General features: G+C 42.8%; 13 protein-coding genes. 4 read left to right on the plus strand and 9 right to left on the minus strand.

What is annotated here, in order from left to right; translation table 11 throughout:
- Positions 1-715 precede the first annotated feature (715 nt).
- The 3 genes from QE357_RS16885 (at position 716) to QE357_RS16890 (ending at position 4383) form a co-directional block, all read left to right on the plus strand.
- Positions 716-1933, plus strand: a complete 1218-nt coding sequence (locus QE357_RS16885; RefSeq protein ID WP_309709899.1) for an acyltransferase — start codon at positions 716-718, stop codon at positions 1931-1933.
- 166 nt (positions 1934-2099) lie between these two features.
- Positions 2100-2363: a transposase gene (locus QE357_RS25055; protein ID WP_409050270.1), complete on the plus strand. Its 264-nt coding sequence runs from the start codon at positions 2100-2102 to the stop codon at positions 2361-2363.
- 1480 nt (positions 2364-3843) lie between these two features.
- Positions 3844-4383, plus strand: a complete 540-nt coding sequence (locus tag QE357_RS16890) for a DUF6252 family protein (RefSeq protein WP_309709902.1) — start codon at positions 3844-3846, stop codon at positions 4381-4383.
- Positions 4384-4415: 32 nt separating this feature from the next.
- On the opposite strand, the gene QE357_RS16895 is transcribed toward QE357_RS16890, so the two are convergent.
- The 9 genes from QE357_RS16895 to recQ all read right to left on the minus strand — a co-directional run bounded on the left by QE357_RS16895 (position 4416) and on the right by recQ (position 14945).
- The gene (locus QE357_RS16895) at positions 4416-4994 is read right to left on the minus strand and encodes an NAD(P)H-dependent oxidoreductase (RefSeq protein WP_309709905.1); all 579 of its coding nucleotides are present in this window, start codon (positions 4992-4994) and stop codon (positions 4416-4418) included.
- A 54-nt stretch (positions 4995-5048) separates the two neighbouring features.
- Complete coding sequence (locus QE357_RS16900; protein WP_309709908.1) at positions 5049-5612, minus strand: Crp/Fnr family transcriptional regulator; 564 nt, start codon at positions 5610-5612, stop codon at positions 5049-5051.
- 112 nt (positions 5613-5724) lie between these two features.
- Positions 5725-6300: a DUF4136 domain-containing protein gene (locus tag QE357_RS16905; RefSeq protein ID WP_307141049.1), complete on the minus strand. Its 576-nt coding sequence runs from the start codon at positions 6298-6300 to the stop codon at positions 5725-5727.
- A gap of 167 nt (positions 6301-6467) precedes the next feature.
- A complete protein-coding gene (locus QE357_RS16910; protein ID WP_309709911.1) occupies positions 6468-7595 on the minus strand; it encodes an aminotransferase class V-fold PLP-dependent enzyme in 1128 nt (375 codons plus the stop codon).
- A gap of 118 nt (positions 7596-7713) precedes the next feature.
- Positions 7714-9345 carry an OmpA family protein gene (locus QE357_RS16915; protein ID WP_309709914.1) on the minus strand — a complete coding sequence of 544 codons (1632 nt, stop codon included), beginning with the start codon at positions 9343-9345 and terminating at the stop codon, positions 7714-7716.
- Positions 9346-9422: 77 nt separating this feature from the next.
- Positions 9423-10004 carry a TIGR00730 family Rossman fold protein gene (locus QE357_RS16920; RefSeq protein ID WP_106637950.1) on the minus strand — a complete coding sequence of 194 codons (582 nt, stop codon included), beginning with the start codon at positions 10002-10004 and terminating at the stop codon, positions 9423-9425.
- A 19-nt stretch (positions 10005-10023) separates the two neighbouring features.
- Entirely contained in the window at positions 10024-11148 is a 1125-nt protein-coding gene (locus tag QE357_RS16925; RefSeq protein ID WP_198555295.1) for an oxidoreductase, read from the minus strand.
- 540 nt (positions 11149-11688) lie between these two features.
- Positions 11689-12672, minus strand: coding sequence for a hypothetical protein (locus tag QE357_RS16930; protein WP_309709925.1), 984 nt, complete (start codon positions 12670-12672; stop codon positions 11689-11691).
- Positions 12673-12722: 50 nt separating this feature from the next.
- Complete coding sequence (recQ, locus tag QE357_RS16935; protein ID WP_309709928.1) at positions 12723-14945, minus strand: DNA helicase RecQ; 2223 nt, start codon at positions 14943-14945, stop codon at positions 12723-12725.
- 265 nt (positions 14946-15210) lie between these two features.
- Here recQ and QE357_RS16940 point away from each other — a divergent pair, with 265 nt between their 5' ends.
- Complete coding sequence (locus QE357_RS16940) at positions 15211-15906, plus strand: response regulator transcription factor (protein ID WP_106637917.1); 696 nt, start codon at positions 15211-15213, stop codon at positions 15904-15906.
- The last annotated feature ends 54 nt before the right edge of the window (positions 15907-15960 follow it).

The following is a 15960-nucleotide window of genomic DNA, read 5'->3' on the forward strand; positions in this document are numbered from 1 at the left end:
ATTCAGCCCAGACGTATAGAGAGCGTAGTCCATCTTTAAATACGTTATCCTACTAGCCAGGCTCTAATTGACTGCAGTTTTGAAAGTTCACTACTACCCATTTGTTAACTTTTAGTTGGAACTAGAAAAATTTCTTCAGCCTTTTTATAACTTAAGTATAAATTTCCATTATATAGCACATAATAATAAGCAATTGTATTCATTTTTAATTACTTAGCAGTTGCTGTTTTTTATCTTCATATAAATCTGTATTATTGTATCAATATACCTAGCTAAACTGTATTTTTATGAGCGGTCATCCATCTTACATGGGCCTGTGCTGGTTTCAACCCTGGCGTAATAATCAATGGGTTAAATGCTATTTCTTGATTAAGCAAGATTACCAGACACATCGGTATTAGCTATTCTTTATGCATTACTTTGGTGCAATTTTCAGCCTATTAACCTCTGTATATGTTAATTATTCAAGTCTTGTTTAATTGCACATTCTAATCTACTGATCATGCCAAACCCTGATTATCTACCTCTAAATCCATATTTGATACATTCCTCTTGTGACCTTCATTAACATCCTCATAAATTATTATTAGGCTTTCCGTCATTAGCCTTATCTAACGCTCTAACATCTGTTATACAGCCAATAACATTATTTTTAAATGGAAGTAGGCTTAAGCTCTTCTCTCATTTAAAAAACCTATTTTATCCGCCTAGCCTTATGCTCCAGTCTCCACTATTATTTATTTTCTACGCTTTACTTACGGCTATTACTACGGCCTGGATCATTCAGCGTTGGTTTCCTTCTTCACAGGAAAGCGGGCGATATCAGTCCATCGATGGGTTAAGAGGCTACCTAGCCTTTTCTGTTTTCTTACATCATACTTATTGTTGGCGAGTTTACCTCCAAAAAGGACAATGGCAAATTCCTGAGTCCAGATTATTCGCTGGCTTAGGAGCCCATAGTGTCATGCTTTTTTTCATGATAACAGGCTTTTTATTTTTTTCTAAACTAAAAGATAGTAAAAAGCAATCTATAAACTGGTTTCATTTTTATCGGGGGCGGCTACTTAGATTAGGTCCTGTGTATCTTTTAGCAATAAGTTTTCTCTTCCTATTAGTTGCATTCCTATCTCAAGGGGAACTTCATGATTCCTTTTTTAGTGTAACTACTCAATGTTTAAACTGGGTTCTCTTTACACTTTATGAAGCTCCGTATATTAATCAGGTTCATGATACTCTGCTCATTTTAGCAGGGGTAACCTGGACTTTAGTTTATGAGTGGTTGTTTTATAGTATGCTACCTTTAATTGGATTTCTATTTTTCAAGGTTAATGTACCACGAATAGTACTAATTTTAGCAACCGGATTAAGCATTTCAATAGCTGCTACCCACTACGTTGACTATGTTCTGATAGCTGCCTTTCTTATGGGACTTCCAGCAGTGTATTTGGTAAAAAAATCTGAATTTAAACTATTCGCAAGGAGTAAGCTAGCCACACTTATAATTCTTGGATGCTACGGAGCAGCTATTTCTCTAAGGAATCCCAACCCATTGACCACCTTACTTTTACTTTCAATAGTATTTACCCTTATTGCTTTGGGAAACGACATCTTTGGATTATTAACCAGATCTTTTTCGTTATTTTTAGGTCAATGTACATATGTTATCTATTTATTCCATGGCTTTTTTATTTACGTCGTATTTAAATTTTTATTAGGTTTTGATAAAACTAAACATTTATCTGACACTGCTTATGGATTAGTCATTGTAAGTTGTGTTTTGCCATTACTTATTTTGTGTTCATGTATTCATCATTTCATCGAATTACCTTCTATAAGATTACATAAAAAACAAAATATGATGACTAGAAAAAAACGCTTAAACATTAGTACTTTACTGAAAATAAATCGTACACTAACAAAAAAATATAATTAAACGCAAGTCATATACAATCGAATCTTATACTTATACTCCCACGGGTCGGCTTTATGTGGCTGGGCAAGATCAACCGTTTTCAGGAGACGACATTATTGACTTTCTGACCCAACTCTGCCGACGTTACCGCAAACGCAATCTACGGGTGATTTAGCATATAGCTAGTATCCATCGCAGTGAAGCCGTTAAAGCTTTCCTACGCCACAAGCCTGGTCGAGTTCATTTAGAATACCTGCCGGCTTACAGCCCCACCCTGAATCCAGTAGAACTAGTCTGGAGTCACCTTAAACGAAGCCTAAAGAACCTGGTCTTTACTGACTTGAACCAACTGCAACATGCTGTTCTAAAGCAAATTAATCAGCTGCATCGCAGGCCTGATTTAATTAGATTTTTCTTCCGAAAAAAGGAAATTGGCTTTATTACAACTTAAATCATTGACCAATAAAAAATAACCTGAGTTACGGTAACTTAGGATTACTGATTCATACGGACTGATCTAATGCTCAGCGGAACTATGGGCAATTTCGCAAGCTACTAGAATATACGCTTGACTGACAAGGAGTTATGCTTTGTCGGAATTTTGCTAGTGTCGATGAATTTAAAGCGTGTGTTGCCGGAGAAACGGAAATTATTCTTGATGGTAGTAAGCAGGCTACCCATCGGCCTTCGCAGACTCAAGTACAAACCGATTATTATTCAGGCAGAAAAAAGACATACACACAAACATTTGATTATCAGCAATAAGTCTTGCAAAAGACGCTACATCAGTGCTTACTATCCAGGCAAGTGTCTTGACTTAACTCTCTTTCATCAAGAATTCACGCCCGCATTGGATTGGTTTGAGGAAATTCGTCTAAGCGTTGACAGCGGTTTCCAAGGGTTATTAAACGCCTATTCTTGTGCGGAGCTACATATTCCGATCAAAAAAAAAGATAATCAATTCTACTGACGAATGATCAAAAAAATACAATAAAATTCAGGCTAAAGAGCAAGTAATCATTGAACATGTGATCGGTAAAATCAAACGATATCGTGTTAGTAGAAAGAAATCGTTTAAAATTAACTTCTAGGCTAAATACGATCCTTGGCGTATGTGCTACTTTATAGAATCTTTATCTAACCCGTTGTGCATATAACCATTCCATCAGGATAAAGGCATGAAACAAGACTAAATCTAAACCTTTCCCCTCGCAAAACTTTCGAATAGGCTGATCATTTTGATATAAAATACAGCGATTAGCTGTCCAAACGCCCGCCAGCCATCTCCGATTTTGTTTATATGCACAACGGGTTTATCTAGTTAATTAATTGGCAATCAATTCGCAGCATGTCTATTATAGATAGTATATTTCGTACGATATCTAAACCTATCTTTACTTTGGCTTTTAGTTTAAAATGAGCACTACCTATCCTATAGACTATTCAAGCACTAATCAAAGCTAAGCCAGAGCTTATTTTAAAATATTTAAAAATAAACATAAGCTTCATTCCTTCTGCAAAATCCTATCTAAAGGCACATTTATTTTTCAATAAATACTTAGTATTTATTGTTTTTATAAAAAAGTAACTAGTATTGCACTAGTAGATTCAACTAATCTGTAAGTCTATAAATCTTCCTATCTATTATTTACCTGTATCGAATTAGATCATTAATATAATGGACTATTATAATTTATTCCATACTTTTTGTTTAAGTGCCTATTTTTTTATTCATCATAACTAATAATTAAATTTTATTCATAATATGACCTAATACAAGTCCTAATAATTACTACATTAAGTATTAATTTTAGCAAAAATCATCTTGGATACCTAAATTAGGTATCCAGTAACATATATCGTATATAGTGTGTTAGCTAGCTCGTTCTAAAGAATTCAAACATCAATTGATTTATAACTATTTCATACATATGGACATAAAACATCATTGGGCTTTGGCTATCCTTCTCCTGGTAACTAATTGTAATCAGGAGAAACTTCCTCCTGAAACGCAGTCAGGAAACAATACATTTGCCTGTAAGGTAAATGGAAAAGTTTGGATACCTAACGGAGGCCCGGGCTTTATGGGGGATAAGGCTATTACGGGAGGGTACTATGAAATTCCAGACACTCCACCAAGGGTAGGTATCGAATTAACAGGCTCTATGAAAAATGGAGAACGGGTTTCTTTTTTTCTTAATGGAGATGAGGAAGGAAATTATAAGCTAAATGAAGAAACTTCAGTAAAGCCATTTAATCGAATTCCCAAAAATTACGGTTACTATTATAAGAATGATACGTATTTCGTAACTGATACTAAATACACAGGAGAAGTTACGATTACCCACTCCGGACATTATACAGACGGCATTATAGCCGGAACCTTTAGTTTTAAAGCGGTTTCTGTAAAAGACCCTAGTCAAGTAGTTGAAATTACAAATGGTAGATTTGATATAAATATTCACAAATGACCTGCTCGTTATTTGTGAATATTTATATCAAATCATTTTAAGGCTAAGCCTAGTGCAGATACTTTTGCCAACCACTTTTCTCTGAATCGCTCACTAGATGCTTTAATGGGTGCGATATAGGTTACTGAAACGGGATGAATCCCACAAAATTCAAGCGTTCCTTTTTTGAATTGATTAATCGCTGGACGGCCCATAAAAAAACGATCGTACCACGAGGGCGTATCCGCTGTAATGACGATTCGGGCCGTTCTTCCCTTTAGTAATTTTTCAGGAAAAGGTTTTCCTTCTATGAATTTCATCACTATTCCCGGCAGAAATAAGCGATCAACGAAACCTTTCATGACTGCCGGATAACTGTACCACCACATCGGAAAAAACCACACGATATGCTCAGCTTCTTTTATCTTTTGCAGGGCTTCTACTAAATCTGGCTCCAGTTCCATTCGTTTTCGGTAACCAAACCGTAGATTAGGATCAAATTGTAAGTCAGCAATATTAATTTGCGTAAGTTCGGCTCCCGCACGAATGGCCGCGGTCCGATAAGCTTCCGAAAGAGCGTAATTATAGCTTTCCCGGTCTGGATGTCCGTTTATAATCAAGATTTTCTTCACTCTTTTTTTATTACAAAGAAAAAGTCAGTGATGAGCCGCTGAAAGGACAAATGTCTATGCTGGATATGATTTTTTTATTCTCGACAAATGACGCTGCGTAATACCCAAATAAGAGGCCAAGTAATTCAATGGAATCAGCTTCAGGTAATCAGGATAATTTTCAAGCAGATCTTTGTATTTATGCTCGGCGGTTTCTTTTTGTAAGAGAAACATTCGTTTTTCTAAGGTCATGTATTCCTGTTGGGCCATCATCTTAGAAAACTTCATCCAGTTCAGACTCGATTCTTCCATTTGAGTAATATCTTCTTTGGTGAGGATGAATAATTCGACATCCGTTAAGGCCTGGATGCTTTCGGCGGCGGTGTTTTGAGTTATAAAAGAGGAATAAGCCGTCACAAAATCATTTGAAAAGGTAAAGCAATAGGTAATTTCCTCACCCGCAGAATTGTAATAGAAAGACCGCAGCAGACCAGAGGTAACGAAGCCTACTTTCTTACACACCTGTCCTTCCTGAATAAAAAACTCATCTTTTTTTAGTACTCTATGCTGCCCCAGTTTTAGAAACTGATCAATTTCTGCTTCCGTTAATACCTGGAATGACTTTAGAAAATTTTCCATCGCAACTCTTTATTAAGGGCTAAAGTAATACGATCGGAGAGTCCCAACAAAAAAGAGGTCGAAACAGCTCGACCTCTTTTTCATCACTCTTGCAAACAGGAAATTAATTCAACTACTCACCATTGGAGATTAACTCCGTTTGGTTTAATCCGGCTCGATGGGGGTATTCGGCCATTACTTTGGTTACTGTTTTCTGAATGAGCTCATCCCGATTTTTACGACGAGCGTTTAATTCTCCTTTTGCCCATCCCTGCCAGACTAACTCATTATTTCGGGCATCCACCAGGTTGACAATCAGTCGGTTTTCTTCGTAATTACGCGAGCTGACGTTATTATTGGGACCGTACCACCACCAACCCCACATGGGAGCCATGTTATTCGACTGAATTTGCTGCAGGTTGCGGGCGTCGGTGTCATACTTTACAATCAGATCTGCATTTTTTTCCACTTTTTTATACCCGCGAGCCTGCATTTCTACGTCCAAAGCCTGGCTGATTCGCTTTTGCATTAACTGGCTACCCATTACTGGGTCATTATTACCATTGGCTACTGGAGCAATGGCGTACGTACGATATTTTGAAAAATTGGCCGTCCGATCATAATCTGAACGCACCATCACGGAAGGGGCACAGGAAGCCAACATACCTACCAGGGCCACCGCACTCAAAAGTTTGCTTACTGTTTTCATATATCTAAACAACTGGCTTAAAAGGAATCCTATTCTTAGCGTTTGAATCGAATTTGATTCATAAATAGAACACTAAAAAAACGATGGCTGTTCCCCTGAAATTGTCAGAGAAACAGCCATCGTAGCCTGTAAGCCAGTATTTTAGGACTTATTAACACTTCTGCATCCTACGCCTGAGCCAAGGCCTGTTCCAGATCGTCGATCAGGTCCTGAGTATGCTCTAACCCTACAGATACCCGTAGTAATCCGTCAGGTGTAGGGCTATCAGGGCCTTCATATATTTTCCGGGGCTCAATCAGGCTTTCCACCCCACCCAAACTAGTCGCCTGCGTGAATACCTTCAAAGCTCCCGCTACTTTTTTTGCTCCGGGTAAGCCTCCTTTTACTTCAAAAGACAGCATACCTCCAAAACCATTCTTCATTTGCGATACCGCCAGTTCATGCTGAGCGTGACTTTCCAGACCAGGGTAATACACTCGCTCGACAGCAGGGTGTTGTTCCAGCCACTGAGCTATAGGTAAGGCACTCGCCGACTGCGTTTTTACCCGCAAAGGCATGGTTTGAATTCCCCGGGTAATTAACCAACAATCAAATGGCGAAGGTATCCCACCCGTCAAGTTCTGAATCTGGCGAAGTTTCAGAGATAATTCTCCTTCCTGAGCCAATACCAGAGCTCCCCCCAGAACATCAGAGTGCCCCCCGAAATATTTGGTAGTGGAGTGCATCACCACATCCGCTCCCAGGGCAATCGGGTTTTGTAGCACGGGCGTAGCCCAGGTATTATCCACTGCACACATTGCTCCCACGGAATGAGCCAGTCTCGCTAAAGCTGCTACATCCGTCAGGTGTAATAAAGGGTTACTTGGCGTTTCCAGCCAGAATAGCTTTGTATTGGGTCGAATGGCTTTTTCAACTTCTTCAATGCTAGAAGTATCAACCAGCGTGAATTCCAGCCCCCAGGGTTCAAACACGTCTACTAATAATCGCTGAGCTGCGTAATAGGCAAAAGGCGTGGTAATGACGTGGTCGCCGGGTTTCAGAGCCTGAAACAAAGCTGCGATAGCAGCCATACCGGAACCAAAAGCGAAACCCACGGCCCCACCTTCAAGCACGGCAATGCTTTTTTCGAGTAAATCACGATTGGGGTTATTTCCACGAGCATATAAGAATCCTTTGGGCAAGTTTCCTTCCGAGTCTCGTTCGTAGGTAGTGCTGAGGTAAATCGGCGTGGTAACGGCGGAAGCATTGGCGTCGTGAAAGCGGGTGACTTGTATAGCTAGGGTTTCGAGATTCATGGATGCTGTTTATTTCTTCGGATGGTTCATAAAAAAGCAGTATTAACATCGTCGATGCTGACGGAAGTTAATACTGCTGAACAAAGCTAAAGTGTTTTAAAAACCTTTGCTTATCAAATTAATTTTTTAAGATCACGAACTCCACGCGACGGTTTTGCTGCTTGCCCTCGGGCGTATCATTCGTAGCAATGGGTCGGCTTTCACCAAAGCCTTTCGCAACGACGCGATTTTCGGGAATACCTTTGGAAATCAGGTACGTCCGCACGGACTCAGCCCGATCCTGAGACAGCTTCTGGTTAGCCTCCTCGGTTCCGTCGCTGTCGGTATGACCATCAATTTCAACGATCATCGCTTTTTGCTTATTCATTAACTCTACCACCCGGTTAAGTTCCGGGAAAGACTCGGTTTGCAGGGTTGCTTTGGCCGTCTCGAAGAATACGTTATTCAGAGCCACTTTCACTCCCTGCTCGATTTTAGTCACCATTAAATCCCGATCTTTCAGTTCCAGATATCCCCCATTTCCCAGCTTGCTTAAATCCAGGTTTTGAGCTTTACCTACGTATCCATCAATCTCAGGGCGGATTCCGTATTTTTTACCGTAGGGTAACACAATCTTGTATTCTCCCGTATTTGGGTCCGGTGTGGCCGTTCCCAGTTCTGTTCCATCGGGTAAACTTTCGTAGATAATACGAGCGTTTTCGGGCACTTTCCCAGTTTTGGCATCCAGCAGTTTTCCCTGTAATAACACCACCGAGTTTGACTTAGCCGTGGACTGGGAAGGCGAAACCTGAGCCGTTTGGGGAGGCGTGGGCTGACCAGTAGTTTCCGCAATCGTAGGGGGAACCTGCGTTGGCGGTGGGGTTTGGGATTGGAATTTCACCCGCACAATATCCGCTTTCCCTTTGCCACCCGTAGCCGTCACGAGATACGCCCATTCGCCGGAAGCAGGGATGGTGAAGTATGCATCAAATTCAGGAGTGTTGATTGACTCTCCCAGGTTTTGGGGCTTGCTCCATTTCTTCCAGGTTTTGTCCAGCCGACGAGACATCCAGATGTCATTTGAGCCTAAACCACCTTCGCGGTTACTTGAAAAATAAAGCGTTTCGCCATCTGCCGCCAGAAAGGGCGTTGTTTCGTCACCGCTGGTGTTTATGTCATTACCCAATGAAGCAGGCCGCGTCCACTTTCCGCTGCGATCCTGGAGACTGACATAAAGATCGGATTCTCGGCTATTTTTTTTCTCTGAAAAGGCCAGCAATAAGGTTTTACCGTCGTTGGCAAGGTACCCATACTGATAATAACCTTTGTTCATCCCTTCCAACCCGGGAATATCCAGTTTTTTGGGACGATCCCAGCCCGTGGCATTCTTTTTCATGGTCGCAAAACCACGGATTCTTAAATCCTCTCCCTCCTTTTCCACCCAGTGCGTCAGGATCGTATTCCCATCCGGCGTGATGCTGTAAATGACATTATGCTCTTCCCCATTTACCGGGCTAGGCATACGACTGGCGTTTGTCCAGAGCGTAGGTGATAAGGAAACCGCCATCCAGACATCCTGACTGCCTTTTTTTTGTGAAGCGTTCTGAGGATGGTTAACCCGGCTGAAATATAGCGTACGACCATCTGGAGAAATAACCGGCTGTATTTCTGCAACCTCTGAATTAATTCGATCGCCCAGATTTTCCGGAGCCTGAGCCCAGACGGAGTTATGAAGAATAAAAAGTATAAAAGCAGGGAAAAGACGTTTCATTAGGTATGATTGGGGCTGGCTCGGTAGACTTAGGTAAATGAACGAAAGACAAGCCGCGAAAGTATCATCAATGAGGCTTAGATTTTCTTCCGATCTACCCACTTTTCGGCTACGATGGGTTCGTGCGTTTGCATCAAGGCTATCAATTCTTCGATGGAATCAGCAATTACTAATAAATCCCGATTCGAATCCCGAAGGAATCCGGCTTCCACCATGCGATCCATCTGAGCAATAAGCAGATCATAGAATCCATTAATATTCAGTAATCCTACCGGTTTTTTATGGATTTGTAATTGCTTCCAGGTCAGAATTTCAAACAACTCATCCATCGAACCAAAACCACCCGGAAGGGTAATAAATCCGTCCGAAAGTTCAGCCATGCGTGCTTTGCGTTCATGCATGTTTTCGGTAACAATCAGCTCAGTTACTCCTTCGTGACCTACTTCCCATTTTTTGAGGAAATCAGGAATAACCCCAATCACTTCGCCTCCGGCAGCCAGAGCAGCATCTGCCACTATACCCATTAGCCCCACGTTTCCTCCTCCGTACACTAAAGTAAGTTGACGATTTGCCAAATAAGTGCCCAACGCTGCTGCTACCTCCCGATAAATCAGATCGGAGCCGGAACTGGCTCCACAAAACACCGCTACTTTCTTCATTTCATCCTGCTTATTAAAACTATCTTCTGGGCTTAACGAACTTCTTTTTTGATCCAGCATTCTTCTTGAGGTCCGTCGTTCGAAAGCCTTCAAATTTGGAAATCAGACCTTTGGCTCCTACCGCCCAGCCATCTTTTCCTGCAAAACTAACGGCATGAAAGGGAGAATCGTCCAGCTTTCGCCAGCTTTTTCCGCCATTCATGGAATATCCCGTGCCAGAAGGCCCAACGGCAATGAGCCGTTCTACAAGGGCATTACCCGTTGCTTCACCACCTATGCCGCGGTATTCCTGCCGAAAAACCGTGACGGCTTCTTTTAGACCGGGGGGCGTCGTTGAGTTTAATAACTGCCAGGTTTTACCGCCGTCCTGAGTAGTCATTACATTTTGAGTAGAATCACTCACATGCAGATAATCACCCCCAACGGCAATGCCCCGTAGCCGATTATAAAAATGAAGGCCAAAAATACCCGAGGTTTTCCCGGCGTTCAGAGGGGTTTCTGTGACTTCCCAGGAAAGACCATAGTCCTTCGAGCGAAAGACACGGGCATGATGAGAACCGCCGGTACCGATCCAGGCCCAGCCTTTGCCAGCAATGACCATTGACGTACCGCTGGCCGCAAAAGCCGCTTCGCCGTCCTGAATGGCAGGAAAATGATCCCGAGCAACTTCATGCCAGCTTTTGCCGCCGTCGGTAGTGGTTAATACAAAGAATTTTTTGTCAATGGGATCGCCGAAGCAAATCCCCCGATCCTTATCCCAGAATTCGATTCCATCCAGAAAAGCACCTTTCTGATTGGTTTGATAAACCATTTTCCAGCTTTTTCCGGCATCTTCCGTTCGGTAAATCCGGGCCGCTCCTTTATCAGCGTCTCCAGCACTCATCGCAACAGCTACCTCCGAATCGAAAGCGTGTATGTCCCGAAAATCCAGAGATTCTGCTCCGGGAACGTGATGTATTTCCCAACTCTGACCTCCATCCTGGGTTCGTAACACCTGCCCTTTGGTACCTCCTACCCAGCATACCTGGGCAGAAATGGCACAGACAGCCCTAAAGCTGGCGTCAGTTCCCGAGGGTTGAACCTGCCACTGCCCCCAAACACGGGAGGAGAACAGAAGAAGTATAAAGAGTTTTTTAATACACATGGATTTCCCTAAAAAATGAAACGTCGGGAGTAAAAATAAAGATTTCCCTTTCAAAATGCATTTTGAAAGGGAAATCGATTCACTACCCTACGTAATTAAACGTCGGTTTTCTTATTTCCAAAAAAATAACGACTAACGAAAGAAATAACTTATACCCTTGTTTTTCCTAATATACGATTTAAGAAGGGTCTACTGACTCAGACTGGACTCACGCTTAGAAGTTTTATTGTTCACTTTCACGAAATAACGTCGGCACCGCTCACATTGATAATAACGGGCATCGGTGAAAAAGAATAAGAAACGGACGAGTACGGGTCGTGATTGACGTTCAATGGACGTCGAGCGACAGTAAGGACACTGACGCTTCTGAGTTATGGGAAACATAGAGCCGTAAAATATAAAGTTATGGGGAGAAAAGTAAGTGCCGTAAAACTATAGAAAATCACTCAAATTTTACAGCCCTAAACATTATATTTTATGCTATAATCCCTTAAATTAATATTTATTAAAATTAAGCATAAAAGCCTATTTATCCTACTTCTACTTCAATTCGTCCAATTCAATAAAACCACCCGTGAGAATCGTTAACTGAAGACGTTCTTCCAGACTTTCATCCGTAACCAACGCAATTTTAAATAACTCGGCTTTTCTACCAATTAGTTGCGTTAATGCCTGAACAATGCTTCGAGTTTCCAACATGGTCACAGGCTTTTTAGAGCTGCTTTTGATCAGGAGAAGAATACGACGAATGGGCTGTGAACGACTGCCTTCAAAGGTCTGGTTTAGCTGTGACAGACATGCGTCCAGACGCGTAGGAGAATCAATAACTACTTGCGTGAAGAAAGCAGGCCCACTTTTGCTTAATACGGCCCGAACATCGTTCAAATCGGTATTGATTTCTTCAGAAGTAATGACAATGTCGGGAATCATCCGGGCAGCCTGCAAGACTAAATCATCGGCAGCGGCGTAGAATTCGGTAATACTCAAGTCATCCGCAAAGGTTTTCTCCAGATTATCGAGCGAAAACGCAACGACCGAATCGCAGTAAAGCACCAGATGTTTTAGGCCAATTTCGGCAGCCTGAATGGTTTCGTACCCCTCCGAAGAAAAGGGCATGGTAACGCAGGCTACCGTCAACAAATCCTGCTGACGAGCAATTTCGGCAATAATCGGAGCCGCCCCCGAACCCGTACCACCCCCCAAACCCGTCACGAGTATCACTGCCCCAGTGGAGCTATCCAGTAACTCCCGAATGGCGGGTTTCTGAGTAGAAGCCCATTGACGTACTTGCTGATCGTTCAGGCCCGATCCGGCTCCGATGGTACCGAGCGGTAAGGTTCGGTCGAAACCCTTCAGCATTGAAAAATCAGTATGACAGGGAATGAGCTCCACGCCGGGCAAATTCAGCGTAGCCAGTTTTTTTAAAACCGAGCATCCCGCTCCACCAATACCAATGATTTTGACTCCCCTAGTGGTCTGATTTTTAGATACGGTATTCTGTTGAGCTACAACCGTCTGATTCACTTCCACGAATGTTTGTTTGCCGTAAATAACCTAATTTTTCTTAAAAATCCCTATTCTTTTACCGGACGTGGCGGTAAGCCGCGTTCTTCCCGCCAGGCTTCTACATCCATCCGAACGCCTTCCCCAGCAATGAGAAAGGCCAGACGTAACTGCCAAGATTGATAGGTATCGCCAAAGTTTTCAAGTAAGGGCCCAATGGGAGCATTTTCAGCAATGGGAATCCCTAGCTGACGAGCCGCTTCCAGAATGGTCTCTTTCGTCCGCTCGGAGATAAACTTCGTTAAATCAATGGTTTCACCTTCCGCTTTTAGTTTTTGTAAGTGACTAAAAATGGTAGATATGGCCAGGCTTCGTTGCTCAGCCATTTCTTCAATGGATAAATTCCGCTTGTATAACTCCAGGGTTAAAGCATAGGTTTGCCCTTTCTCGGTTCGAACGGCCTGCGGATTTTCCTGAATAAACGCCAGAATTTCGTTAATAAAAACCTCGCCAAACTGCCGATCTTTCTGCTCACCTACCCCCGAAATCTGCAAAAACTGAGCGTGGTTCAGGGGACGCTTCTGAGCCATGTCGGATAAAGTAGCATCACTAAAAACCACGAAAGGCGGCATTCCCAGCGAATCGGCAATTTGTTTACGGAGTGTACGTAAGCGTTCGAACAGGGCATCCCGAACCACTTCGCGTTTGGTTTTAGAAGCTTTTTCTTCGGCTTCTATTTCCTGACTTTTACGTTTTTCAAAGGGCACAAACTGCACCAGAGAAACGGGCCGGTTCCCACGTAATACCTGCGTACTCATCTCATTCAGTTTAAAGGCATGGCCTTCGTCGTAGGCAATGTCAATGATCCCCGAATTGAGTAACTGCCCGATGAATTCCACCCACTCCTCCGTCTTCAAATCCCGTCCGACTCCATAGGTTTTCAACTGATCATACCCATGACGAAGAATATTCTGATTGTGACTACCTCGCAGAATATCAATGAGCATTCCCATCGCAATTTTCTGATCCGTTCGGGCAATAGCTGAGAGTGCTTTCTGGGCAATAACGGTTCCGTCGATGAGCGTTCTCGGATTCCGGCATACATCGCAATTACCACAGTCTTTTTCAACAGTTTCGTTAAAGTAACTAATCAGAATCCGGCGTCGGCAAATGTCCGCCTGAGCGTATTGCTTCATGCGATCCAGCTTTGCTTTGAGCAAGTCTTTCTGCTCCGTACTCTGTTCCGATTTGATAATCATTTCGGTCAGTTGGGCAACGTCCTGGTAGCTATAAAAAAGTACGGTATCGGCAGGTAATCCATCTCGCCCCGCCCGGCCAATTTCCTGATAGAAACTTTCGACATTTTTGGGCAGGTTGTAATGAATGATCCAGCGTACGTTCGATTTATCAATGCCCATGCCGAAGGCAATCGTCGCTACGATAATCTGAATGTCATCTTTCAGAAACTCTGCCTGGGTTTGCGTTCGGTAAGCTGCATCGCAACCCGCATGGTAATACTTTACCTGATACCCCTCCTTCTGCAAGCTCGCCGCCACGGTTTCGGTTGACTTCCGGCTCAGGCAATAAATAATTCCGGGCTGATTGGGGTGTTCGTCCAGAAAATCCTGAATTTGTTGCAGGCGTTTACGTCCTGGCAATACGGTCAAACTCAAATTCGGACGGTCAAAACTAGCCAGAAACGTAGGAGCGTCGGGAATACCCAATTGATGAAGAATATCCTTCCGGGTAACCTTATCGGCAGTGGCTGTCAGAGCAATAATGGGTACTTCGGGAAAACTTTCTTTAATGCGATGTAACTGCGTATATTCTGGCCGGAAGTCGTGCCCCCAGAAGGAAATACAGTGTGATTCATCCACCGCAAACAGACTTATTTTCTGCTCTTTCAGCCAATTCAGGAAATTACCGGCGAACAAACGCTCGGGAGAAACGTATAATAATTTCAACTCGCCAAGTTTTACTTTCCAGATGACCGATTCCTGCTCGGAGTTACTCAAAGTAGAATTCAGAAAAGCCGCCGGAATGCCATTCGCCACCAGCCCCTGCACCTGATCCTGCATGAGAGCAATGAGCGGAGAAATGACAATCGTCAGACCGTCCAGCACCATTGCCGGCACCTGGTAACAAACCGACTTTCCACCACCCGTGGGCATCAGTACCAGACAATCTTTTCCCGCCAGAACCGTATCGATAATATCAGCCTGAAGGGGTCTGAACTGATCGTAACCAAAATATTGCTTGAGAACCTGCTCTTTCGTTGAAATCATTAATGACATAAAAGCTATGTTTACAAATAGGACTAGGTGGAATTTATTATCAGTGAATCAGGTATTTATATTTTTACCCTCAAAAGTAATGAAGGGATCAAATCAGGCTTTACCAATGAATAAATACGAAGGATAATCATCGTTTGTTACCATTACATAAAGCGTATGTTATGGAATTATTAATCTTACCTTAAAGTAATTTTCATGAAAGGATAACACTCTTTTAAAGCCATAAATTTCATTTAACTTTGTATGGAGCTAAAAATACTTCCCCATGAGCACTACGCCCGCCTACAAAATCCTTTTGGTGGACGATGATCCCGACATTATTGAATTACTTCAATATAATCTTGAAAAAGAGGGATACGACATTGAATCAGCCTACGATGGCAAAAAAGCCGTTGAAATTGCCCGAAATTTTTCTCCAGACCTCGTATTGTTAGATATCATGATGCCCCAGCAGGATGGCATCGAAACCGCTCGCCAGTTGCGTGAGCTGGCCGAAATGAAGGGCAGTTACATTCTTTTCCTGACGGCCCGTTCGGAGGAGTATTCAGAAATTGCGGCCTTCGAAATTGGAGCCGACGACTACATCACCAAGCCCATCAAACCCCGGGCTCTGATGAGCCGGATTAAGGCCCTGTTCCGCCGGGAAGCTCAGAAAACCGATCCCGGTGATCGCATCGAAACGGCTGGTTTGTCTATTAACCGACAAAACTATACGGTGACGGGTAACTTTGGTTCGGTGGTTCTGCCTAAAAAAGAATTTGAACTGCTGTTTTTCCTGGCTCAGCACCCAGACAAAGTTTTCAATCGGGAAGAGTTACTGCAACGCATCTGGGGTGCCGACATCTATGTGCTGGAACGTACCGTAGACGTACACATTCGAAAGCTTCGCGAAAAAATTGGTGAAACATACATCAAAACCCTAAAAGGCGTAGGCTACATGTTCAACGCCGAGGGCGAATAAGGCTAGTTCTCCGTTTACTGTTTTCAGTTTTCCATTGCTGTTAACCACAGAGTT

Source organism: Siphonobacter sp. SORGH_AS_0500, assembly GCF_031453245.1.
In the GTDB taxonomy this organism is placed as follows: domain Bacteria; phylum Bacteroidota; class Bacteroidia; order Cytophagales; family Spirosomataceae; genus Siphonobacter.

Coding starts and splice junctions, on each gene's coding strand:
- QE357_RS16885 (WP_309709899.1), top strand. CDS start 716: ATGCTCCAGTCTCCACTATTATTTATTTTCTACGCTTTACTTACGGCT.
- QE357_RS16890 (WP_309709902.1), top strand. CDS start 3,844: ATGGACATAAAACATCATTGGGCTTTGGCTATCCTTCTCCTGGTAACT.
- QE357_RS16900 (WP_309709908.1), bottom strand. CDS start 5,612: ATGGAAAATTTTCTAAAGTCATTCCAGGTATTAACGGAAGCAGAAATT.
- QE357_RS16905 (WP_307141049.1), bottom strand. CDS start 6,300: ATGAAAACAGTAAGCAAACTTTTGAGTGCGGTGGCCCTGGTAGGTATG.
- QE357_RS16910 (WP_309709911.1), bottom strand. CDS start 7,595: ATGAATCTCGAAACCCTAGCTATACAAGTCACCCGCTTTCACGACGCC.
- QE357_RS16915 (WP_309709914.1), bottom strand. CDS start 9,345: ATGAAACGTCTTTTCCCTGCTTTTATACTTTTTATTCTTCATAACTCC.
- QE357_RS16920 (WP_106637950.1), bottom strand. CDS start 10,004: ATGAAGAAAGTAGCGGTGTTTTGTGGAGCCAGTTCCGGCTCCGATCTG.
- QE357_RS16925 (WP_198555295.1), bottom strand. CDS start 11,148: ATGTGTATTAAAAAACTCTTTATACTTCTTCTGTTCTCCTCCCGTGTT.
- recQ (WP_309709928.1), bottom strand. CDS start 14,945: ATGTCATTAATGATTTCAACGAAAGAGCAGGTTCTCAAGCAATATTTT.
- QE357_RS16940 (WP_106637917.1), top strand. CDS start 15,211: ATGAGCACTACGCCCGCCTACAAAATCCTTTTGGTGGACGATGATCCC.